This is a genomic window from Roseovarius salinarum (genome assembly GCF_002834145.1).
Lineage (GTDB): Bacteria > Pseudomonadota > Alphaproteobacteria > Rhodobacterales > Rhodobacteraceae > Roseovarius > Roseovarius salinarum.
In genome coordinates, this window is the sequence record NZ_PHNT01000010.1 from 36683 (window position 1) to 59883 (window position 23201).

Sequence of the window (23201 nt, forward strand, 5' to 3'; positions counted from 1 at the left end):
ATATTCCGTGGTCAGAATGTGTTCTGCCTAAAGGTTGGCACGCGGGGCATCATTGACCTGCATCAAACGGCGGTCATCCGTTGCCGTCCTCGGTGAACCGCGCGGCGTCGGCGGCGGCCCGGCGGATGGCGTTGGATTTGTGCACCGTCTCCTGGTACTCGGCCTCGGGATCGCTGTCGTGGACGACACCGCCGCCCGCCTGGATGTAGAGCGTGCCGTCCTTCACCACCGCGGTGCGCAGCGCGATACAGACATCCATGTCGCCGCCCGAGCTGAAATAGCCCACGCCGCCGCCGTAGACGCCGCGCTTTTCCGGCTCCAGCTCGTCGATGATCTCCATCGCGCGCACCTTCGGCGCGCCCGAGACCGTGCCGGCGGGCAGCCCCGCCAGCAGGGCCGACAGCGCGTCCTCGCCCGCGGCCAGTTCGCCCACCACGTTCGAGACGATGTGCATGACGTGGCTGTAGCGCTCGATCACGAATTCCTCGGTCGGGCGAACGGTGCCCACGCGCGCCACGCGGCCCACGTCGTTGCGGCCCAGATCGAGCAGCATCAGGTGCTCGGCACGTTCCTTGGTGTCGGCCAGCAACTCGGCCTCGAGCGCGCGGTCTTCCTCGGGCGTCTTGCCGCGGGGACGGGTGCCCGCGATGGGGCGGATGGTCACCTGCCCGTCCATCACCCGCACGAGGATCTCGGGGCTGGCGCCGACGACCTGGAACGCCCCGAAATTGAAATAGAACATGAAGGGAGAGGGATTGGTGCGCCGCAGGCTGCGGTAGAGCGCGAAGGGCGGCTGCACGAAGGGCTGCGCCCAGCGCTGGCTGGGCACCACCTGGAAGATGTCGCCGGCGCGGATGTAGTCGCGCGCGCGCGCCACCGCCTGCTTGTAGCCGTCGTGCGTGAAGTTCGAGGTGGGCGCGACGTCGTCGCCCGCGGCCACGGCCATCTCGCGGCTGGCGCGCGGCAGGGCGCGGTCGAGGTCGCGCACCGCGTCCATCACCCGCTCGGCCGCCTGTGCGTAGGCCGCGCGCGCGGACATCGCCCCGCCCGCCCAGGCGGGGGCCACGACGATCACCTCGCCCTTGACGCCGTCGAGCACCGCGACGACCGAAGGGCGCATCATCACCGCGTCGGGCAGGCCCAGCGGGTCGGGGTTGACGTCGGGCAGATGCTCGACCAGGCGGATCATGTCGTAGCCCAGGTAGCCGAACAGCCCCGCGCTGGCCGCGGGCAGGTCCCCGGGCAGCTCGATCCGGCTTTCGGCGATCAACTCGCGCAGGGTGTCCAACGGGGCGCCGGGCAGGTCCTCGAAGCTGTCGGGGTCGAACCGCGCCTGCCTGTTGATGCGGCTCGTCTTGCCGTGGCACAGCCAGATCACGTCGGGCTTCATCCCGATGATCGAATACCGCCCGCGCACCTCGCCGCCGGTGACCGATTCCAGGACGAAGGAATCGCGGGATGCCCCGGCGAGCTTGAGCATGAGCGAAACCGGCGTGTCCAGGTCGGCGGCCAGCCGGGTGAAGACAACCTGGTTGTGCCCCGCCTCGAAAGCGCGCGCGAAATCGTCGAACCCTGGTGTCAGCTCCACCCGCCTGATCCCTTACTGGAAGTTCGCATGCACGGCGTTGAGCGCGGCCTGGTCGATCTGGATGCCCGCGCGGGACCGGATGTCGCGGGCCACCGCCTGGTAATAGTCCTGCGCCAGGCTGCCGGATGCCTGGTCGCGCAGGCGGCTGCGCAGTTCGTCAAGGTCCGGGCTGTCGGGATCGGGGCCGCGAACCGCCTCGACCCGGGCCACGATGATCCCGTCGCCGTCGTCCATCGTGGCGACCTCGCCTTCCCCGACGGAAAAGATGCGGTCGGTGAACTGGGGCGGGGCGCCGGGCACGAAGTCGCGGCGCGTCAGCCCGGCCTCGCGCGCGGGCTCGGCGCCCAGGTCGGACAGGGCCGCACCGGTTTCCAGCCGCGCGATCTCGTCCTCGACCTGGTCGCGCAGGGCCTCGCGCGTGGCCTGCGCGCTCCAGCCCCGGCGCACGGCGTCGCGCACCTCCGACAACGGCTGCACCCGGGGCGGAATGACTTCTTCGAGGCGCAGAGCGAAGACGCCGCCGTCGCGCAGGTTTTCCAGCTCGGGGTAGTCGTCGGGGGAGGCGGCCGCGGCGGCCTCGCGGAAGGCGGCATAGGCCGCGATGCCCTCGCGCATGCCCTCGTGCCAGTCGATCCGGCCGGTGCGCATCGGTGTTTCCTCGGCCAGCTCCTCGAGCGTCGCGCCGGCGGCAAGCATGTCGTCGATCGCCTGCACGCGGTTGTCGATGAGCCGCCGGGCACGGTCCGCGGCGAGCTCCGCGCGCAGCTCGGCCCTGGCGTCTTCGAAGCTGGTCTCCTGCGCCTGCAACACGCCGTTGACACGGAACAGCGCCGGTCCGACGTTGCTTTGCACCGGGCCGGCGACGGCGCCGGCGCCCGCGTCGAACACGGCCTCGGCGGCCGGGCCGAGGTCGTCGCGGGTCACGTCGCCCAGGTCGATGTCCGACAGCTCCAGCCCGCGCGCCTCGACGAGGCTCTCGAAGCTCGCCTCGCCGGCATCAAGCTTCTCGCGCGCGGCACGGGCGGCCTCCATGGTTTCGAAGGCCAGCCGTTCCACCAGCCGCCGCTCGGGGCGCTGGAATTCCTCGATGCGTGCCTCGTAGGCGTCGCGCAGCGCATCCTCGGACACCTCGACCTCGTCGGCCATCATCTCGGGGGTGAGCCACGCGTAGGTGATGCGCCGCTTCTCGGGTTCGGTGAACCGGTCCTCGTTGGCCGCGTGATACTCCTTCAGGTCGGCCTCCGTCGGCGCCGGCGGCTCCGTCTCGAGCGCCGACGGCCCCAGCCGGAGCCAGGCGACGTCGCGGCGCGTGCCGAGGTAGTCGATCAGAAGCCCGGTGAACGCCTGCGGCACGCGCACGCCCGACACCAGCGCGCCCTGCAGCAGGCTGCGGGCGGTCTCGGCGCGGATGTCGGCCTCGAACTCGGCCTCGGTCATCCCCGCCTGATCCAGCGCGAAGCGGTAGGCCTCGCGGTCGAACTCGCCGTCGGGACCCTGGAAATTGGGGATGGACAGCAGCTGTTCGCGCAGGTTCTCGTCGCCGACCGAGATGCCCAGCCGGCGCGCTTCCTCGTCCAGCGCGGCGGTCGCGATCAGCTGGCTGAGTACCCGCTGGTCGACCCCCGCTTCGCGGGCCTCGGCAAAGGTGACGGAGCCGCCGCGCTCGGCCTCCAGCGCGCGGATCTCGTTGCGCAGGGCGCGCGCGTATTCCTGCACGGTGATCTCGGTCTCGCCGACCGACCCGATGGTCTGGACCCGGCCCGACAGGTTGGTCACGCCGAAGCCGCCCAAGCCCAGGATCAGCAGGCCCATCAGGATCCAGACCAGAGTTTTCGAGATCTTTCCGCTTGCCATGTCCGGCCCCCCGAGCCCTGCCGATACCGCGTCTCCGCCGGCCCGTGTCTACGCGCTGTCCCCACCGGGGGCAAGGGGCCAGCCGAGCCCTTCCAACCGGTCGAAAAGCTGGCCGATCGCGGGCCGGTCGACATTGGCAAAGGCAATGCGCACCTGGCGTGCGCCGCTGGTGTCGCCCCGGGGCATGAACATCGTCCCCGGCAGCAACAGCACGCCCGCCGCGCGCACCAGCTCTGGCGCGAGCGCGTCGGAGGCCATGGCGAACGGATGTTGCAGGTAGGCGAAATAGGCGCCGCACCCCAGCAGGCGCCAGCCGCGTGCCTCGAGCCGCGGCATCGCCTCCTGGATCGCCGCGCGCCGGTCGAGGATCCCGGCGCGTTCGCCGGCCAGCCACTGGCCCAGGTTGCGCATCCCCCACAGCGCCCCGATCTGGCCCAGCTGGTTGGGGCAGATGTTGACCGTGTCGAGGAACTTCTCGGCCTCGGCCAGCCGTGCGCGATCCGCCACCATCGCGCCGACGCGGTGCCCGGTCAGCCGGTAGGCCTTGGAGAAGGAATAGAGATGGATCAGCGTGCCCGGCCAGTCGGGATCGGTGAACAGGTCATGCGGCGCGCCGGAGCGCGCGTCGAAATCGCGGTAGGTCTCGTCGATCACCAGCGCCAGCCTGTGCGCCTGCGCGAGGTCGTGGAACGCGCGCACCAGCTCGGCGGGGTATTCCACGCCGCCCGGATTGTTGGGCGTGACAAGCACGATGGCGCGGGTGCGGTCTGTGATCAGGCCCGCGGCTTCTTCGGGGTCGGGCAGAAGGCCCGTGCGCGCGGGCAGGGGCATCGCCTCAACGCCGGCCATGTCCAGCCACATCTTGTGATTGAAATACCACGGCGTGGGCAGCAGCACCGCGTCGCCCGGCCCCGCCAGCGTGGCCATCGCCGCGCAGAACGCCTGGTTGCAGCCCGAGGTGATCGCCACCTGGTCGGGGCCGATCGCGCCGCCGTAGGCGGCCTGCCACCGCGTGGCGAGTTCCGCGCGCAGATCCGCGCGGCCCAGGACGGGACCGTAGAGGTGCGCCTGCGGCTCGGTCATAGCGGCCTCGGCCAGGGCCCGCCGCAGTCCTTCCGGCGGGGGATCAACCGGGGCGGCCTGGCTGACGTTGATGAGCGGCCGGCCGGGCGGGAATTCCACGCCGTCGAGCCAGCGCCGCGCCTCCATGACGGGGGGCGTGAAGGTCGATTGCGCGGGGGGAGGGGACATCATGCGCGCGCCGGCGGTCTAGTCGTGGCCGCGGTAGGGTTCGACATACTGCAATGCCATGTCCCAGGGGAAGAAGATCCAGGTGTCCTGGCTGACCTCGGTGATATAGGTATCGACCTGGTCGCGGCCCTGCGGCTTGGCGTAGACGGTGGCGACATGCGCCCTGGGCATGTGGCTGCGCACGACCTCGAGCGTGCGGCCCGTGTCCACGAGGTCGTCCACGATCAGCACGCCGGTGCCGTCGCCCACCACCTCCATGTCGGGATGCTTGATGATCCGCGGCTCGCCTTGCGTCTGGTGGTGGTAGGATTTCACGCTGATGGTGTCCACCATGCGGATGTCGAGCTCGCGCGCGACGATCATCGCGGGGGCCATGCCGCCGCGGGTGATCGCCACCACCGCGCGCCAGGATCCGTCGTCGGGGCCGTGCCCGTCAAGACGCCATGCCAGCGCGCGCGCATCGCGGTGCAGCTGGTCCCAGCTGACGTGGAACCCTTTCTCGTGCGGCAGCCGGACGCTCATGCCGGCGCCTCAGCGGGTTGCGTCGATGTCGGGGGCGTCCACGGCCTTCATGCCCACGACATGATAGCCCGCGTCGACGTGCAGCACTTCGCCCGTGGTGCCGGAGCCGAGGTCGCTGAGCAGGTAGAGTGCCGACTTGCCCACGTCGTCGATTGTCACGTTGCGGCGCAGGGGCGAGTTCAGTTCGTTCCACTTCAGGATGTAGCGGAAATCGCCGATGCCGCTGGCGGCCAGCGTCTTGATCGGGCCGGCGCTGATCGCGTTCACGCGGATACCGTCCTTGCCCAGATCCTCGGCCAGGTACATAACGCTGGCCTCGAGCGCGGCCTTGGCCACGCCCATGACGTTGTAATGGGGCATCACCTGCTCGGCACCGTAGTACGTCAGCGTGAGCATCGACCCGCCCGCGTCCATCAGCTTCTCGGCGCGCCGCGCCACGGCGGTGAAGGAATAGACGGAGACATCCATCGTGTTGGCGAAGTTCTCGCGGCTGGTGTCGATGTAACGGCCGCGCAGCTCGCTCTTGTCGGAATAGCCGATGGCATGGACGATGAAATCCAGCTTGCCCCAGGCCTTCTCGATCTCGGCGAAGGTGGCGTCGATCGAGTCGGGCTGCGAGACGTCGCAGTTGTAGAGCTGCGTCGCGCCGAGTTGTTCGGCCAGCGGCGCCACCCGTTTCTTGAACGCCTCGCCCATGTAGGTGAAGGCCAGCTCCGCCCCCGCGTCGGCGCAGGCCTTGGCGATGCCCCACGCGATCGACTTTTCGTTCGCAAGGCCCATGATCAGCCCGCGCTTGCCGGCCATCAATTCGTTTGACATTTTCGGTCCCCGACCCACTGTGTTTCCCGACCGTTTAGGCGATCGGTCCTGATGCATCAAGGCCTGCCGACACGCCGCGGCCGGGCGGTGGAACTGGCATGGCAGGGCCCGCGCGGGCCGGTCGGGCCGCGAACGGGCGGCATGGAAACTGGCACACAGCAGGAGCGGCATGGCAGAGCGCAGGGGCATATTCGCAGGCGACAACCCGTTCGAGATCGCGCGGCAGTGGCTGGGCGAGGCCGAGACAACAGAGCCGAACGACCCCAACGCCATGGCGCTGGCCACGGTGGACGCCCACGGCCTGCCCAATGCCCGGATGGTGCTGCTCAAGCAGATCGATGACGATGGCTTCGTCTTCTACACCAACTACGAGAGTGCCAAGGGCCGGGAACTCGCGGACACCGGAAAGGCCGCGCTGGGCATGCACTGGAAATCGCTGCGCCGCCAGGTGCGCGCGCGGGGCATGGTGGAGCGGGTCGAGGGGCCGGACGCCGACGCCTACTTCGCCTCGCGGTCGCTGAAGAGCCGGCTCGGCGCATGGGCGTCGCAGCAGTCGCGGCCGCTGGCATCGCGCACGGCGCTGATGGCCGAGGTCGCCCGCGTCACGGCCGAGCACGGCACCGATCCGCCGCGTCCGCCGTTCTGGGGCGGTTTCCGGATCGAGCCCGTGGAAATCGAGTTCTGGGCCGACGGCGCCTTCCGGCTGCACGACCGGTTCGTGTGGCGCCGGGCCACGCCGGCGGACAGATGGGAGGTCATGCGTCTCAATCCCTGACGTGCCCCTGACGCGGCGTGGCTCCTGCCGTGTGACGGGAAATGGCACAGTGCTTTGCAACTCACGCGACGTGAATTGCAAGACATTGAAAATAAACAGGTTTTGGGGCTTGCATGTGCAGGGGTCTTTGCAAATGGTAAAAGGGGATGGAAGCAGCCGACGGAAAGATGACGCGTGGCGCAGGAGAACGACAAATTTCGCCGGGTTACCGGTCACGTGAAGTGGTTCGACCCGGGAAAGGGATTCGGCTTCGTGATCGCGGATGAGGGCGGCCCGGACATCCTGCTGCACGCAAATGTCCTGCGCAATTTCGGCCAGAGCTCGGTGGCCGACCAGGCGGGGATCGAGGTCGACGTTCAAGACACCGACCGGGGCATGCAGGCGGTGGCCGTGCATGCCATCGTGCCCCCGCCGGACGCGGACACCGCCGGGCTGTTCGATTTCGAGGAGATCGACCCCGAGGAGCTGCGGGCCGTTCCGCTGGAACCGGCGCGAGTGAAATGGTTCGACAAGGCCAAGGGCTTCGGGTTCGCGAACACATTCGGTCGGCCCGAGGACGTTTTCATTCACATCGAGGTGTTGCGCCGTTCGGGTTTGTCGGATCTCCTGCCGGGCGAGGCGCTGGCGGTGCGCGTGATCGAGGGCAAGCGCGGCCGCATGGCCATGGAGGTGAGCGGATGGGATTCCGCGCTCAAGGACTCGGACTAGCGATTCTCGCGGTGCTGGCGTTGGCCGGTGCGGCGGCGGCCGCGCCGGCGTGCCGCCCGGACACCGTGCACCTGCGGGGTGAGTGGGGGCAGGCGCGGTTCTCCGTCGAGCTGGCGGATGACGCGGGCGAGCGCAGCCGCGGTCTGATGCATCGCGAGAACCTGCCGCGCAGCGCGGGCATGCTGTTCGTGTACAAGCACCCGCACCGCGTCGGGTTCTGGATGAAGAACACGCTGATTCCCCTCGACATGCTGTTTCTCGACGAAACCGGCACCGTCCGGCATATCCACCACGAGGCGCGGCCTTTGGACGAAACGCCGATCTTCGGCGGCGACGATACGTTGGCGGTGCTCGAGATCAATGGCGGCCTCGCCCGTCAGATCGGCATCACCGAGGGAAGCGAGCTGCGCCATCCGGCGTTCGAGCCGGACGAGGCCGCCTGGCCCTGCCCGGAAGATTGAGCGACACGACGTCTTTTCAATCCTGCGCGGCGGGGTTAGATACTGGGCTGGTTCGGGACGTGGCGCAGTCTGGTAGCGCACCTGTTTTGGGTACAGGGGGTCGCAAGTTCGAATCTTGCCGTCCCGACCAACGGCGGATTTCCTGCCGCCCCCGCCGTGCAACCCCAGCGTGTTGCGTTTGCGCAAGAGTGTCATTTCGGGGGTGCAAATCCGGCCGGCAGGCACGCGCGGCCCGGCGCGTGCTTAAGCCGCTCTGTGAATAACTTTTGCCAAATCGCTGTGGCCAAAGCGGTTTCCGGTGCCAGCCGCCTGTGGGCATTTCCCCGTGTTGCGCGGTGGCGGAATCGCGCACCTCGGACGCGTCGTTGCGCGCGGGCAGGGTCAATAAAAATTTTGCGGCGGAAACGTAAAAATTGCGTTGACCGGAGCGCCCCTGATACGCAACTTTGTGGGCGTCGGTTCGGAAGCCACAACATATAGTGCGGCCGGGCGACAGCAGGGACAGACACCTCCACAACAGCCGGCGCGGTGACGCCGGAGTGCCGCCGCGGCGCGTGCCTGCGCCATGGTGCGGCGCCGTGTCGGGGTCTGATCCCGTGATGCGGGCAACCGCGAAGGATCGGGGGTGGGCCGGTCGCAACATGGAACGTCGAAGTAATGGGGCAGCAATGAAGATCGAAAGACGATTCACCAAGGCAGGGCAGGACGCATACGCCGATCTGGAATTCGTCACCACGAGTTCCGAGATCCGCAACCCGGACGGGACCGTCGTGTTCCGTCTCGACGCGGTCGAGGTGCCGAGCCACTGGAGCCAGGTGGCCAGCGACGTCATCGCGCAGAAGTATTTCCGCAAGGCGGGCGTGCCCGCGAAGCTCAAGAAGGTGCGCGAGAAAGGCGTGCCCGAGTTCCTGTGGCGCTCCGTTCCGGCCGCGAAGGACACCGAGACGGGCGGCGAGACCAGCGCCCGCCAGGTCTTCGACCGGCTCGCCGGCGCCTGGGCCTACTGGGGTTGGAAGGGCGGCTATTTCTCGACAGAGGAGGACGCGCGCGCCTACTACGACGAGATGCGTTTCATGCTGGCCCGGCAAATGGCCGCGCCCAACAGCCCGCAGTGGTTCAACACGGGCCTGCACTGGGCCTACGGCATCGACGGGCCGAGCCAGGGCCATTACTACGTCGATCCCGAGACAGAGGAGCTGACGCGCTCGACCAGCGCCTATGAACACCCGCAGCCCCACGCCTGTTTCATCCAGTCGATCGGCGACGATCTGGTGGGCGACGGCGGCATCATGGACCTGTGGGTGCGCGAAGCGCGGCTGTTCAAGTACGGCTCCGGCACCGGCACCAACTTCAGCGCGCTTCGTGCCGAGGGCGAACGCCTGTCGGGCGGGGGCAAGTCCTCGGGCCTGATGGGGTTCCTGAAGATCGGGGACCGCGCGGCGGGCGCCATCAAGTCGGGCGGCACGACGCGGCGCGCGGCCAAGATGGTGATCTGCGACGCCGATCACCCTGACATCCAAGAATTCATCAACTGGAAGGTGGTCGAGGAACAGAAGGTCGCCAGCCTCGTCGCCGGGTCGAAGATGCACGAGGCCAGGCTCAACGACATCTTCGCGGCGATCCGCGGCTGGGACGGCGCGAGCGAGGACGCGGTCGACCCGGCGAAGAACCCGGCGCTGAAAACCGCGATCCGCGGTGCCAAGAAGGCGTCCATCCCCGAGACCTACGTCAAGCGGGTGCTGGACTACGCCAGGCAGGGCTATGACAGCATCGAGTTCCCGACCTACGATACCGACTGGGATTCGGAGGCGTACAACTCGGTCTCGGGCCAGAATTCCAACAACTCGATCCGGGTCACCGACGCCTTCCTCGAGGCGGTCAAGAACGATGACGACTGGGCGCTCGTCAACCGCGTCGACGGCACGGTGGCCAAGACCGTCAAGGCGCGCGAGCTGTGGGAGGACGTGGGCCATGCCGCATGGGCCTGCGCGGATCCGGGCATCCAGTACCACGACACCGTGAACGCCTGGCACACCTGCCCCGAGGACGGCGAGATCCGCGGCTCCAACCCGTGCTCGGAATACATGTTCCTCGACGACACGGCCTGCAACCTGGCCTCGATGAACCTGCTGGCGTTCTACGAAGGCGGCCGGTTCGACGCCGAGGGCTACATGCACGCCACCCGGCTGTGGACGCTGACGCTGGAGATCAGCGTGATGATGGCGCAGTTCCCGTCGAAGGAGATCGCGCAGCTCAGCTACGAATTCCGCACGCTGGGGCTGGGCTACGCCAACATCGGCGGGCTGCTGATGCAGATGGGCCTGGGCTATGACAGCGACGAGGGCCGCGCGCTCTGCGGTGCGCTGACCGCTCTGATGACCGGCGTGTCCTATGCCACCTCGGCCGAGATCGCGGGCGAGCTGGGCGCCTTCAAGGGCTACGCGCGCAACGCCGAGCACATGCTGCGCGTGATCCGCAACCACCGCCGCGCGGCGCGTGGCGAGGCCGAGGGTTACGAGGGGCTGTCGGTGCCGCCGGTGCCGCTGGATCATGCCAGTTGCCCCGACGCGCGGCTGCTGTCGCTGGCCGTGGAAAGCTGGGAGGAGGCGCTGAAGCTGGGCGAGGCGCACGGCTACCGCAACGCGCAGGCCACCGTGATCGCGCCCACCGGCACCATCGGGCTGGTGATGGACTGCGACACCACCGGCATCGAGCCCGACTTCGCGCTGGTGAAATTCAAGAAGCTGGCCGGCGGCGGCTATTTCAAGATCATCAACCAGTCGGTTCCGGCGGCACTCGAGAAGCTGGGCTACACGCCCGCGCAGATCGAGGAGATCGTGACCTACGCGGTGGGCCACGGCACCATCGGCAACGCGCCGGGCATCAACCACACCACGCTGGCCGGCCACGGCTTCGGACCCGAGGAACTGGCCAGGGTGGACGCGGCGCTGGCGCAGGCCTTCGACATCCGCTTCGTCTTCAACCAGTGGACGCTGGGGGCGGAATTCTGCACCCGCGTCCTGGGTATCCCGCAGGACAAGCTCAACGATCCGGCCTTCGACCTGCTGGCGCATCTCGGCTACAGCCGCGCGCAGATCGAGGCGGCCAACGACCACGTCTGCGGAACGATGACGCTGGAGGGCGCACCGCATCTCGACCCGGCGCACCACCACGTCTTCGACTGCGCCAACCCCTGCGGCAAGAAGGGCACCCGCGCGCTGAACGTGGAAAGCCACATCCGCATGATGGCCGCCGCGCAGAGCTTCATCTCGGGCGCGATCTCCAAGACGATCAACATGCCCAATGATGCCACGATCGAGGATTGCCAGGCGGCCTACGAGCTTTCCTGGCGGCTGGGCTGCAAGGCCAACGCGCTCTATCGCGATGGCTCCAAGCTCAGTCAGCCGCTGGCCGCCGCGCTGGTGGAGGACGACGAGGAGGCCGAGGAAACGCTCGAATCCGGCAGCCCGCAGGAAAAGGCGGCGACGCTGGCCGAGAAGATCGTCGAGAAGGTCGTCGTCAAGGAAGTGGTCAGATCCCACCGCGAGAAGATGCCCGAGCGCCGCAAGGGTTATACCCAGAAGGCGATCGTGGGCGGGCACAAGGTCTACCTGCGCACGGGCGAATACGCCGATGGCGCCCTGGGCGAGATCTTCATCGACATGCACAAGGAGGGCGCGGGTTTCCGCGCGATGATGAACAACTTCGCCATCGCGGTGTCGGTGGGCCTGCAGTACGGCGTGCCGCTGGAGGAGTTCGTGGATGCCTTCACCTTCACCAAGTTCGAACCGGCGGGCATGGTGCAGGGCAACGACTCCATCAAGAACGCCACCTCGATCCTCGACTACATCTTCCGCGAGCTGGCGGTCAGCTACCTCGACCGCACCGATCTGGCGCATGTGAAACCCGAGGGCGCGAGCTTCGACGACCTCGGCCGCGGCGAGGAAGAGGGCGTGTCGAACATCACAGAGATGTCCGAGGCCGGGGCCAACCGTTCGCTCGAGGTGCTCAAGCAGATCAGCTCGTCGGGCTACCTGCGCAAGCGCCTGCCGCAGGATCTGGTGGTGCTGCAGGGCGGCCAGGACGATGGCACGATGCACATGGAGGCGCGCCAGGCCACCACCAGCAGCCACGCCGAGGCGGTGATGCGCGACGGCTCCGGCGGCACCGTCACGGCCGAGCGCACGACCAGCACCGCCTCGGCCAGCATGACGGTGGATGCCTCCACCCGCGCGCGCATGCAGGGCTACGAGGGCGAGGCCTGCGGCGAATGCGGCAACTACACCCTTGTGCGCAACGGCACCTGCATGAAGTGCAACACCTGCGGCTCCACGAGCGGGTGCAGCTGAGACGGATCGGCGGGGGTGCGCGGCGCCCCCGCGCCGGAACACGGGGCGGGTGCGCCCGCCCCGGGCGGATCAGGCCGCAGGCGGAAACCGAGCGGCGAACGATGAGCCTGATCAGCGAAACTCGGGGCGCCCGGCGGGCGCCCCTTTTTCGCGGGTGCCGCCGTTTTCGGCGCCCTGCCGGCGCAATGGGCCGCTCATAAGGCCAAATCCCCGGCACCGTTATGACCAGATGTCCCTTCCTGTTGCCACGGCGCAGCGGTTGTTTCTACGCTTTTCCCGTTGCGGAAGGCCACCGGGGCGGGTCGGCCCCGTCCCCGGGGCCCTTCGGCGCACACGAAGCGCGAAAAATTGGCGGGCCGGCCGCGTGCCGGTTCAGCCAAGCGACAAACAACGGGGAGCATCTTCATGACACTCAGAACGAAAACCGCAGCAGCCGTCGCGGGCCTCGCGCTTGCCGCCGGCGCGCAGGCGGCCGCGGCCGCCGAGGACGTGACCGTCGCCTATTTCCTCGAATGGCCCACCGCAAACCAGGTCGCCCAGGCCGAGGACACCTATTCCGATGCGCTTGGGGCGAACGTGGAATGGCGCGCTTTCGGCAACGGCAACGAGATGACGCAGGCGATGGTCTCGGGCGACGTGGACATCGCCTACAGCCAGGGCTTCGTGCCCTTCGTCGTGGGCGTGTCGAACGGTGCGCCGCTCAAGCTGGTGGGCATCGCGGTCACCTACTCGGAGAACGACCTGTGCATCGTGCGCGACGATTCCGGCATCACGCAGGAAAACGCGGCCGAGACCCTGCCGGGCCAGAAGATCGCCACGCCGATCGGCAATGTCACCCACTACAAGCTTCTCAAGACGCTCGAACACCTGGAGGTGGATCCCGATTCCGTTGACCTGACGCAGATGAACCCGGCCGACGCGGCCGTTGCGCTGGTGCGCGGCGACGTGCCCATGGCCTGCGCCTTCGGCGGCGCGCTGGACCGGATGAAGACGGTGGGCGCGCCGCTGATGACCGGCGCCGAGCAGGAGGCGATCGGAATTTCCACCTTCGACGTGGTCACGGTGACGGAAAGCTTCGCCGAGGAAAACCCTGAGATGGTGCGCACGTTCATGGACGTCACCGCGGAGGCGAACGCGGCCTACAAGGACGACCCGAAAGGTGCCTACGAGGCGATCGCCGGGCAGGCGGGCATGGACCTCGACGCCGCCAAGGCAATGCTCGCCAACTTCGGCTTCCCGTCCGAGGAGGTGCAGCTTCAGGACAACTGGATGGGCGGCGGTGTCGCCGAGATGGCCAAGGGCGTGGCCGATGTCATGGTCGAAGCCGGCGGCATGGAAGAATCGCTGGACGACTATTCGCCCTACATCGACGCCAGCTTCCTGAAGTGAGCTGACGAATCCGGGCCGGCCACGCCCCCGGGGGCGTGGCCGGCCCGGGTCTGTCCCCGCGACCCTCGACTCCGGAGGCAAAGCCGTGAGCGGAATCCGCATCGACGACCTTTCGATGATCTACGAGGTGCCGGGCGGCGCGCCCGTCGAGGCCCTCTCCCACGTTTCCATCGACATAAAGGAAGGCGAGATCATGACCGTCCTGGGCCCTTCGGGCTGCGGGAAGACGACGCTGCTCAACATCCTCGCCGGGTTCCTGTCGCCGACGCGGGGGCAGGTTCTGGTGGGCGACCACCGGGTGACCGGCCCGGGCGCCGAACGCGGCGTGGTGTTCCAGCAGGGCGCGCTGTTCGAATGGCTCAGCGTCGCGCAGAACGTGGCCTTCGGCCCCGAGATGGCAGGCCGGCCGCGCGCCGAGATCCGCAAGCGGGTCGAGGAGCTTCTTGATATCGTGGGGCTTTCCGGCTTCGGCGACAAGCCGGTCTATGCCCTGTCGGGCGGCATGCAACAGCGCGTCGCGCTGGCGCGCTGCCTTGCCAACGACCCCGAGCTGATCCTGATGGACGAGCCCCTGGGCGCGCTGGACGCGCTGACGCGGGAGAAGATGCAAGGGCTGGTGCTGCAGCTCTGGAAGGAATTCGGCAAGACCATCGTGCTCATTACCCACTCGGTCGAGGAGGCGCTGTTCCTGGGCGAGCGGCTGATCGTGATGGCGCCGCGCCCGGGGCGCATCGAGAAGGAATACCGGCTGCCCTTCGCGGACCGCGGGCTGGTCGAGGACGCGCGCGACATCAAGGCGTCGCAGGAATTCGTGGAAACCCGCGAGGAGGTGCTTTCGATGATCTGGTCCATGGAAGAGGAAATCATGGGCCGCGGCGACGGCCAGAGCTGAGGGAGGACCCCGGAGATGAGCGACAGGAAACCGTCTTCGCTGACGATATGGCTGGGGTTGGCCGACAATGCCTTCACGCGGCAGAAAACCGTCAAGTTCGGCGATTCCACCGCCGTCAACAGCGGCCGCTTCTGGTCGATCCTGATCGTGGTGGTGCTGGCCTTGCTGTGGATAACGGGCTCGATCCTCAACTGGATCGAACCGTTCTACTGGCCCACCATCGGCGGCACCTGGGAGCGGATCGTCAAGCTTCTGTCCGAAGGGTTCCGCAACACCTCGCTCTGGGAACACCTGGGGCTGAGCGTCTACCGGGTGCTGTCGGGCGTGATCTACGGCGCGCTGGTGGGCATCCCGCTGGGCTTCGCGATGGGGCTTTCGTCCTTCGCGCGCGGGCTGTTCGACCCGATCGTCGAATTCATGCGCCCGATCCCGCCGCTGGCGCTGATCCCGCTGATCATCCTGTGGTTCGGCATCGACGAGACGGCGAAGATCTTCCTGCTTTTCCTGGCGGCGCTGTTCATCATGACAATCGCGGCGCGCTCGGGCGTCAATTCGGTGCGTATCTCCAAGGTGCACGCGGCCTATTCGCTCGGTGCCTCGCGGCTGCAGGTGCTGCGCCGGGTGATCCTGCCAAACGCGCTGCCCGAGATCTTCACCGGCCTGCGCACCTCGATGGGGGTGTGCTGGGGCACGGTGGTCGCGGCCGAGCTGGTGGCCGCGGAGAAGGGGCTCGGCTCGATGATCATGATCGCCAAGAACTTCCTGCAGACCGACACGGTGGTCATCGGCATCATCCTGATCGGCATCGTCGGCTATGCCATCGAGATGATCATGCGCCTGCTGGAGCGCTGGCTGATCCCCTGGAAGGGCAAGGGCTGATTCCGGCGGGCGCCCGGGCGGCGCCCGCCTGTGGATAACTGTCACATCACCGTCACGGAATCGCGGTAGCCAATCGTCAAAATATCGCGGTTCAGGCAGGTCTTGCCAGCGCGGACACGCGAGATATAGTGAAATTGCGCAGGGGCGGGCCGTCCCGCCCCGGGGATCGCCAGAGACCGCCAGGGCAGGAGTTCGTGCTGACGATGGATGCCGATTTCAGAACCGAATTCGTGCGGGAGCCCGCTGCGCTCAAGCAGCATCCCGCGCTCGTGCTCAACGCGGATTACCGGCCCTTGTCCTACTATCCCCTTTCGCTGTGGCCCTGGCAGGACGCGATCAAGGCGGCGTTTCTCGATCGGGTGGACATCGTTGCCGAGTACGACGAGTTCGTGCGAAGCCCCAGCACCGAGATACGCATACCCTCGGTCGTGGTGCTCAAGGATTATGTCAGACCCCAGAAGCGCGTGGCCTTCACGCGCTTCAATCTTTTCCTGAGAGATGAATTTTCCTGCCAGTACTGCGGATCCAAGGGCGACCTGACCTTCGATCACGTGGTGCCGCGCGCGCGGGGTGGGCGGACCAGCTGGGAAAACGTCGTCGCCGCCTGCAGCCGCTGCAACCTGCGCAAGGGGTCGCGCAGCCTGCGCCGGTCCGGGCTGAGCCTGCGCAAGCCGCCCCGGGCACCGGGGGCCGAGGAACTGCGCAACCTCGGGCGGCGGTTCCCGCCCAACTACCTGCACGACAGCTGGCTGGACTTCCTGTATTGGGACGTCGAGCTGGAGGACTGACCGGAGCCGGCCCGCCGGCTGTTCCGACGCAACGGGCGCCGCGCAACCGCGCCGGCGCCCCCTTTTCTTCGGTGCCGTGGCGGTCCGCGCGACAGCGGACCGGGCCGTCCGCGTTTATTCCGATTTCTGCGCGGCGGCCTGCTGAGGCTGCTTTTGCTGCTGCTGCTGCGACTTTTGCTGGGCCTGCTGCTGCTGGGCCTGCTGTTGCTGGGGCTTTTGCTGCTGGCTGCCGCCGGCGTTGAGCGGATCGTCCTGGCGCTGAACCGAGCCTTCGAAATGCGCACCGGACTCGATGGCGATCGTCTTGTGGATGATGTCGCCCTCGACACGGGCGGTCGAGGTCAGCCGCACCTTGAGGCCACGCACGCGGCCCACGACGCGGCCGTTGACCACGACGTCGTCGGCGATGGTTTCGCCGTGGATCGTGGCGCCTTCGCCGATGGTCAGCAGGTGGGCGCGGATGTCGCCCTCGACGGTGCCTTCGACCTGGATGTCACCGGTCGACCGCAGGTTGCCCTTGATCTGAAGATCGGACGACAGGACCGACGCCGGCGGCTTGGCCTTGGCGCTGGCGGGCGCGGAGTAACCACCCTGCTGCGGCTGGTCGGCCTTGGGCGCCTCGGATTTCTTCTCGGGCGCGGCGGGCTGCTTGCTCTCGTCCGCCTTCGGGCCCGGTTCGTTGATCTTGCTCTTAGAAAACATCTCTTGCAGCCTTGATGTAGGTCATTGGGTTGACGGGCTTGCCGTCGACACGGACCTCGTAGTGCAGGTGCGTGCCGGTGGAACGTCCGGTATTCCCCATATCACCGATCCGCTGTCCGCGCGAGACCCTTTGCCCTTCGTTCACGCGGATTTTCGCCATGTGGGCGTAACGCGTTTCGACACCGAAGGCGTGCTCGATCTTCACCATGCGGCCGTATCCCGACTGCCAGCCGGCGTGCGTGACGACGCCGTCCGCGGTGGCATGGATGGGTGTGCCGTGGGGCGCGGCGAAGTCGCTGCCGTTGTGCATCCGGCCCCAGCGCATCCCGAAGCCCGAGGTGAAGCGGTAGCTCTGCAGCACGGGCACCGCGAAGGGCGCCTTCTGCGCCGCGATGCGGTAGAGGTTGAGCTCGTCCAGCTGGCCCAGGATCTGGTTCGCGCGCAGCGCGTCGGCCGTGGGTTCCTCGCCGCGGGTCGAGAATGACAGCGGCATCAGCGGGCCACCCTGGCCGGAATAGCCCTGGCGGACCGTCTCGAGCAGCCGGTCCGTATCCATGCCGGCGGCGCGGAACATCTTGTCGAGCGGTTCGACCGAGATCGACATGGCCTCTTCGAGCTGGCGGAAGATCTGGTCGTTCTGGTCCTGCATCAGCCGGATTTCGAGCGCCATCTCGTCGGCCTGCTCCAGCGCGGCCTGGGCATCTTCGGCGATGCGGTCGCGTTCCGCGGCGGTGTCCTCCAGCGCGGCGGTCAGGTAATCGAGCGTGTCACCGTCGGGGGCCTCGCCGTCGCCGGCGCCCGGGCCGGTGTCGCCCGTCTCGGCAAGCGCAAGCTTGAGCTTTTCGGCCTTGCGGCGGGCCGTATCGCGTTCGGTCATGGTGCGCCGCAGGGTGGTCTGGATCACCTCGATGCCGGTTTCCAGTTCGCGCCGCCGCGTCTCGGAGGCCAGAAGCTGCGATTGCATCACCGAGATCTGTTCGAGCGCGGAGTTGAAGCGTTTCTGCGCGGCGCGTGCCTCCTTGGCGCGCTTGTCGCGTTCCTCAGCCACCTCGTTGAGGCGCAACTCGTAGGTGCGCTGGTCGCGCTTGGCCAGTTCGCGGAAGTTGCCGGCGCCGATGCTGTCCATGATCAGGATCGCGGTGGCGACGATGGACCACGCGACGATCGCCGTGGCCCCCGTGATTGCCAGAAGCTGCGCCCCGGGGCGAAGCCGGATGAAGCGCGTGTCCTCGTCCGAGCGCAGGAAAACCCGTCGTTCGGGGAAGTAGTGTTCGAGAATGCCGTGAAGCCTGATCGCGAGTCGTGTACGCACGAAACCCCGTCCTCTTGTGTCCCGTCCCTTTTCGACGCTCTGGTTATCGGCCTCGCGGCGGCGTTCTCGCGCCACCGGGTGCCCGATGCGGCGCCCTGTCATGGTGATTAACGGGCAAGCGCCTGTTGGGCAAGGCTTTTGACCGCGGCCATGCCGCAAACGGGCCGCGACATGTCGCTACGGCGAAAATTCGCCGACACGCGCGGGCACGCCCTATCCTTTCGGAGAGGGCTCTTCGGCCAGCGGCCAGTAGAAATCAGGTGGCAGGCCGGCCTCGGCCCGCTTTTCCTCGTTGAAGGGCGGTTTCAGCGGGCCGTGGAAATAACGGCGCACAAGGTCGTGGAACACGTCGCGCGGGTCGAGATCATGGCGGCCGCACAGGAAGTGGAACCACTTGGAGCCGTAGGCGACGTGGCTCACCTCCTCGGCGTAGATCACCTCCATCGCCTCGACCGCGCGCGCGTTGCCCGCCTTGCGGAAGTGCTCGATCATACCCGGCGTCACGTCGAGCCCGCGGGCCTCCAGAACCATCGGCACCACCGCCAGCCGGCCCATCAGGTCCTCCGCGGTATCCTCGGCCGCGCGCCACATGCCCGCGTGGGCGGGCAGGGCGCCGTAGTGGCTGTCGAGGGCCTCGAGGCAATCGGATATCAGGTTGAAATGCTTGGATTCCTCGTCCGCAGCCTTGACCCAGTCGTCGTAGAACCCACGGGGCATGGGCACATGCGCGAACCGTGCGATCACGTCCCAGTGCAGGTCCACCGCGTTCAGTTCGATATGGGCCACCGCGTGCAGCATGGCGAGCCGGCCTTGCGGGCTGCCCGGGCGGCGGCGCGGCACGTCGCGCGGGTGCAGCAGGTCCGGCCGGTCGGGCCGTGCGGGCCGCAGGGGCGGCCGGGCGGTGCCCACCGGCAGCGCCTCGCCGGCCTCGCGCGCGGCGAACCAGGCCGCGGCATGGGCCCGCGACAGGCGCGTCTTCTCGCGGCCGTCGGCGGTGGTCAGCACCTCGACGGCGCGCTCGGCAAGGCTCGCCGCGGTCACAGCGCCCTCGCGGCGTTCAGGACCTCATCGGCGTGGCCGGGGACCTTCACCTTGCGCCAGGTGCGGGCGATCCGGCCCGCGCCGTCGATCAGGAAGGTGGACCGTTCGATCCCGTGAAAGGTCTTGCCGTACATCTTCTTTTCCACCCAGACGCCGTAGCGTTCGCAGACATCGCCATCGGCGTCCGACAGCAACGGCACGCCCAGCCCGTGCTTGTCCCGGAACTTGTCGTGCTTGGCAACGCTGTCCTTGGAAATGCCGTAGACCTGCACGCCGGCCGCCGCGAAATCGTCGGCAAGCTCGGTGAAGGCCAGCGCCTCCTTCGTGCAGCCCGAGGTGTCGTCGCGCGGATAGAAATAGAGCACCACCGGCGCGGGCCGCAGGGCCGAAAGGGTGACGTCGCCGCCCCCGTCGCGGGGCAGGGTGAAATCGGGTGCGGTCTCGCCGGTCTGGGGCATGCGGCCTCCTTGTCGTTGTGCGCTGCGACCGTCATATTAGGCCGCGAACGTTGGGGGTAAAGCGAGCTATAGCAGGGAACGGCACATTGAAAACCGGCTTGACGGCATGACGCAGCCGCGCGGTCCGGCGCCGCGCCGCTGGAGGCGTGGCGGCCTTTTCGTATTGCTCGGCGGTGCCGGCATCGCGCTGGCCGCCGCGGTGGCACTGGTGGCCACGCTGGGGCGGCCCATGACAGCCCCCGACTGGGTGCGCGACCACCTGCGCGGGCGTCTGCAATCCGTGCTGCCGGGGCTTTCGGTCGAGGTCGGCGAAGTCGCCGTGGTCATCGAGGAGGGTTGGCAGCCACGTCTTCTGGCCCGGGACGTTGCCTTGCGCGAGGCGGATGGCGGACGTCGGCTGCTGCGCCTGTCGCAGGTGGAGGGCGCGGTGGCGGCCTGGCCCTTGCTGCAGGGCCGCCTTCAGCCCGGCGAGATCCGTCTTTCGGGCGCGCACCTGCGCCTGCAGCGCGCCAAGGACGGGCAGGTCGACGTGGCCCCCGGCGGGGCGGTCGCGCAGGGGCTGGCCGAAGACGCCGCGGGGGCCGACCTGGGGGCATTGATCGCGCGGGTCGAGAGGGTGCTTCAGCAGCCCCATTTCGCGGCGCTCGACCTGGTGGAAGCGCGCAACCTGACCCTGCGCTACGAGGACCGGCGCGCCGGCCGCGCCTGGACGGTCGACGGCGGACGGATGGAATTGACGCGCGATGGCGCCAGGGTGCGCCTGCATGGCGATTTCGCGCTGCTTGGCGCACGGGGCTATGCGACGACGCTGCAGATGGATTACGAAAGCCGCCTGGGCGAGCGTGCCGCGCGCTTCGGCTTCAGCTTCGAGGACATGCCGGCCGGCGACATCGCCGGCCAGTCGCCGGCGCTGGCCTGGCTGGGGGCGCTGCAGGCGCCGATCTCGGGGGGGCTGCGGGCGTCTGTCGACGAAAGCGGCGCGCTGGGGCCGCTCGAGGCGACGCTGCGGATCGGCGCCGGCGTGCTGCGCCCCACGCCCGCCACGAAGCCCGTCGCCTTCGACTCGGCCGAAAGCCGGTTCACCTACGACCCGCAAACGCAAAGCATGCATTTCGAGGAGGTCGCGCTCGAAAGCCCCTGGGTCAGAGCGCGGGCCGAGGGGCGCGCCGTACTGCGGGGCATGGAGGGCGGCTGGCCGGACGAACTGCTGGCGCAGATGAAAGTGTCGCGTATCCGCGCCAACCCGGACGATCTCTATCCGGCGCCGGTGGCGATCGAGGGGGCGAGCATGGACATGCGCCTGCAGCTCGATCCCTTCGTTCTCACGCTGGGCGAAATGAGCATTTCTGACCAGGGCGAGCGGCTGGTTCTCGACGGTCGTGTCGAGGCGCGCGAACAGGGCTGGAACCTGGCGCTCGATGGCCGGATGGGGGGACTCGATCCCGACCGGCTGCTCGACCTCTGGCCGCAGCGGCTGAAGACGAAAACCCGCTCCTGGATCGCCGAGAACGTGCGAGAGGGCCGCCTGGAGAACATCGAACTGGCCGTGCGGTCGCAACCGAAAAGCCGCCCCGACCTGTTCCTGACCTTCGACTACGCGGATCTGACCACGCGCTTCATGAAGAAGATGCCCCCCATCACCGGCGGCGCGGGCCACGCCGCCTTGATCAACGGGCGCTTTGTCATCACCGCGCGCGAAGGAGCGGTCACCGCGCCGCAGGGCGGTCGCGTGGACATCACCGGCACCAGTTTCATCGTGCCCGACGTGCGCATCAAGAAGGGGCCGGCCAAGGTGATGCTGAACACGCGGTCGACGATCACGGCCACGCTGTCGCTGCTCGATCACGACCCCTTCAATTTCCTGACGAAGGCCGGGCGCCCGGTCACGCTGGCCGACGGGCGCGCCGCGCTGACGGGGCGGCTGGATTTCATCCTCAAGCGCAAGATCCAGCCCCGCGAAGTCGCCTTCGACATCGCCGGAACGCTTTCGGATGTGCGCAGCGACAAGCTTGTCGATGGTCGCACCGTCGCTGCGCCCGAGATCGCGGTGCAGGCCGTCACCGACGAGTTGCGGCTCAGCGGCCGGGGGCGCGTGGGGGCGGTGCCGGTGCAGGCCGAGTGGTCGGCGCCGCTGCGGCAGGAGGGCGAGCGGCGCAGCACGCTGGAGGGCTGGATCGAGCTTTCGGACCGTTTCGTCGAGGAATTCCGTATCGGGCTGCCGCCCGGCAGCATGAAGGGTGCGGGCCGCGGTGATATCCGGCTGGACATGGCGCGTGGCGCGCCGCCCGAATTCACGCTGCGCTCCGATCTTTCCGGCCTTGAGCTCGAGCTCGAGCCGCTGGGCTGGCGCAAGGCCGCGGGGCGGACCGGCACGCTGGAGGTCGCCGGCCAACTCGGCGATGCGCCCCGCATCGACCGCCTGAGGCTGGAGGCGCCGGGGCTGGAGGCCACGGGCGGCCGCGTCACGCTGACGCAGGAGGGGCAACTGGAGCGTGCCAGCTTCGAGCGTGTGCAGGCGGGGCGTTGGCTGGATGCGCCGGTGCAGCTTGTCGGGCGCGGGGCGGGCGCCCCGCCGCAGGTGGTCCTGGACGGCGGCACCGCCGATCTGCGCTATCACACCCTGAACGCGGCGGGCGGCGAGAGCGGGACATCGCCGGAGGGCAGCGGCTCTCCGGTGACGCTTGCGCTCGACCGGCTGCAGATCTCTGAAAGCATCGCGCTGACCGACATGCGCGCCGAGCTCGAAACCGGCGGGGGCCTCGACGGCACCTTCTCGGGGCGCGTCAACGGCGGTGCGCGCGTCGCGGGCCGCGTGGTGCCGCGCACCGGCCGGAACGCGTTCCGCATCCGGTCGCAGGATGCGGGTGGAGTGTTCGCCGCCTCGGGGCTGCTGCAAAGCGCCGAGGGGGGCAGCATGGAGCTGGTGCTCGTGCCCGCCGGTGCGCCGGGCAGCTACAACGGTCAACTCGAGGCCGAGGACGTGCGCCTGCGCGATGCCCCGGCGCTGGCCGCGCTTCTCAACGCGCTGAGCATCGTGGGTCTGCTGGAACAGATGGTCAGCGGCGAGGGTATCCTGCTGGGCCAGGTGATGGCGCGGTTCGAACTCACGCCCGATCAGCTTCGCCTGCTGTCGTCCAGCGCCACCGGGCCGTCGCTGGGCATTTCCATGGACGGCTACTATGATATGGGAACGGGGATGATGAACATGCAGGGCGTGTTTTCGCCGCTGTATTTCGTCAACGCCATCGGCAGCATCTTCACCCGGCGTGGCGAGGGGCTGGTGGGCTTCAACTACAACCTGACCGGCCCGGCGGAATCGCCGCGGGTCGAGGTGAACCCGCTTTCCCTCTTTACCCCGGGGATGTTCCGCGAGATGTTCCGCCGCTCGCCACCCCAGCCCACGCAATAGACGC

The 23201-nt window shown here is 68.2% G+C and carries 17 protein-coding genes, 1 tRNA gene and 1 pseudogene; 10 read left to right on the forward strand and 9 right to left on the reverse strand.

The features are described from left to right. Positions 1–73 precede the first annotated feature (73 nt). The 5 genes from trpE to fabI are packed head-to-tail and all read right to left on the reverse strand — an operon-like array spanning position 74 to position 6034. Complete coding sequence (gene trpE, locus CEF10_RS10410; protein ID WP_101068115.1) at positions 74–1588, reverse strand: anthranilate synthase component I; 1515 nt, start codon at positions 1586–1588, stop codon at positions 74–76. 12 nt (positions 1589–1600) lie between these two features. Then, the gene (locus tag CEF10_RS10415; RefSeq protein WP_101068116.1) at positions 1601–3442 is read right to left on the reverse strand and encodes a peptidylprolyl isomerase; all 1842 of its coding nucleotides are present in this window, start codon (positions 3440–3442) and stop codon (positions 1601–1603) included. A 48-nt stretch (positions 3443–3490) separates the two neighbouring features. Then, positions 3491–4696 carry an aminotransferase gene (locus CEF10_RS10420; protein WP_408638454.1) on the reverse strand — a complete coding sequence of 402 codons (1206 nt, stop codon included), beginning with the start codon at positions 4694–4696 and terminating at the stop codon, positions 3491–3493. Between the two features lie 15 nt (positions 4697–4711). Continuing rightward, positions 4712–5215: a xanthine phosphoribosyltransferase gene (gpt, locus tag CEF10_RS10425; protein ID WP_101068117.1), complete on the reverse strand. Its 504-nt coding sequence runs from the start codon at positions 5213–5215 to the stop codon at positions 4712–4714. Positions 5216–5224: 9 nt separating this feature from the next. Then, entirely contained in the window at positions 5225–6034 is an 810-nt protein-coding gene (gene fabI / locus CEF10_RS10430; protein ID WP_101068118.1) for an enoyl-ACP reductase FabI, read from the reverse strand. Between the two features lie 169 nt (positions 6035–6203). Between fabI and pdxH the strand changes: the two genes are divergently transcribed. From pdxH to CEF10_RS10475, 9 genes and pseudogenes are all read left to right on the forward strand, one after another. Continuing rightward, a complete protein-coding gene (gene pdxH, locus CEF10_RS10435) occupies positions 6204–6809 on the forward strand; it encodes a pyridoxamine 5'-phosphate oxidase (protein ID WP_101068119.1) in 606 nt (201 codons plus the stop codon). A 216-nt stretch (positions 6810–7025) separates the two neighbouring features. Beyond that, positions 7026–7517, forward strand: a complete 492-nt coding sequence (locus CEF10_RS10440) for a cold-shock protein (protein ID WP_232796470.1) — start codon at positions 7026–7028, stop codon at positions 7515–7517. Further along, positions 7487–7978 (forward strand): DUF192 domain-containing protein, encoded by a 492-nt coding sequence (locus tag CEF10_RS10445; protein WP_101068121.1) that lies wholly within the window; start codon positions 7487–7489, stop codon positions 7976–7978. Before CEF10_RS10440 ends, CEF10_RS10445 begins: the two co-directional genes overlap by 31 nt. Positions 7979–8031: 53 nt before the next feature. Then, positions 8032–8108 (forward strand) — tRNA-Pro (locus CEF10_RS10450). Positions 8109–8646: 538 nt separating this feature from the next. Further along, a complete protein-coding gene (locus CEF10_RS10455) occupies positions 8647–12327 on the forward strand; it encodes a vitamin B12-dependent ribonucleotide reductase (RefSeq protein ID WP_101068122.1) in 3681 nt (1226 codons plus the stop codon). Between the two features lie 405 nt (positions 12328–12732). Then, entirely contained in the window at positions 12733–13716 is a 984-nt protein-coding gene (locus CEF10_RS10460; RefSeq protein WP_101068123.1) for a taurine ABC transporter substrate-binding protein, read from the forward strand. 85 nt (positions 13717–13801) lie between these two features. After that, complete coding sequence (locus CEF10_RS10465) at positions 13802–14608, forward strand: taurine ABC transporter ATP-binding protein (RefSeq protein ID WP_198586180.1); 807 nt, start codon at positions 13802–13804, stop codon at positions 14606–14608. Positions 14609–14803: 195 nt separating this feature from the next. Beyond that, positions 14804–15487: pseudogene (locus CEF10_RS10470) on the forward strand (ABC transporter permease); the annotation flags it as partial. A gap of 203 nt (positions 15488–15690) precedes the next feature. Further along, positions 15691–16275 carry an HNH endonuclease gene (locus tag CEF10_RS10475; RefSeq protein ID WP_101068125.1) on the forward strand — a complete coding sequence of 195 codons (585 nt, stop codon included), beginning with the start codon at positions 15691–15693 and terminating at the stop codon, positions 16273–16275. Between the two features lie 114 nt (positions 16276–16389). Here CEF10_RS10475 and CEF10_RS10480 read toward each other — a convergent pair whose 3' ends face one another. The 4 genes from CEF10_RS10480 to CEF10_RS10495 form a co-directional block, all read right to left on the reverse strand. Next, a complete protein-coding gene (locus tag CEF10_RS10480; RefSeq protein WP_101068126.1) occupies positions 16390–16977 on the reverse strand; it encodes a bactofilin family protein in 588 nt (195 codons plus the stop codon). Continuing rightward, a complete protein-coding gene (locus CEF10_RS10485) occupies positions 16967–18289 on the reverse strand; it encodes a M23 family metallopeptidase (protein ID WP_198586181.1) in 1323 nt (440 codons plus the stop codon). The genes CEF10_RS10480 and CEF10_RS10485 overlap by 11 nt, the downstream gene beginning before the upstream one ends. A 213-nt stretch (positions 18290–18502) precedes the next feature. Next, entirely contained in the window at positions 18503–19330 is an 828-nt protein-coding gene (locus tag CEF10_RS10490) for a ferritin-like domain-containing protein (RefSeq protein WP_101068127.1), read from the reverse strand. After that, a complete protein-coding gene (locus CEF10_RS10495; protein WP_101068128.1) occupies positions 19327–19788 on the reverse strand; it encodes a peroxiredoxin in 462 nt (153 codons plus the stop codon). The genes CEF10_RS10490 and CEF10_RS10495 overlap by 4 nt, the downstream gene beginning before the upstream one ends. 106 nt (positions 19789–19894) lie before the next feature. Here CEF10_RS10495 and CEF10_RS10500 point away from each other — a divergent pair, with 106 nt between their 5' ends. Then, positions 19895–23197 (forward strand): AsmA-like C-terminal region-containing protein, encoded by a 3303-nt coding sequence (locus CEF10_RS10500; RefSeq protein ID WP_101068129.1) that lies wholly within the window; start codon positions 19895–19897, stop codon positions 23195–23197. Positions 23198–23201 lie beyond the last annotated feature (4 nt).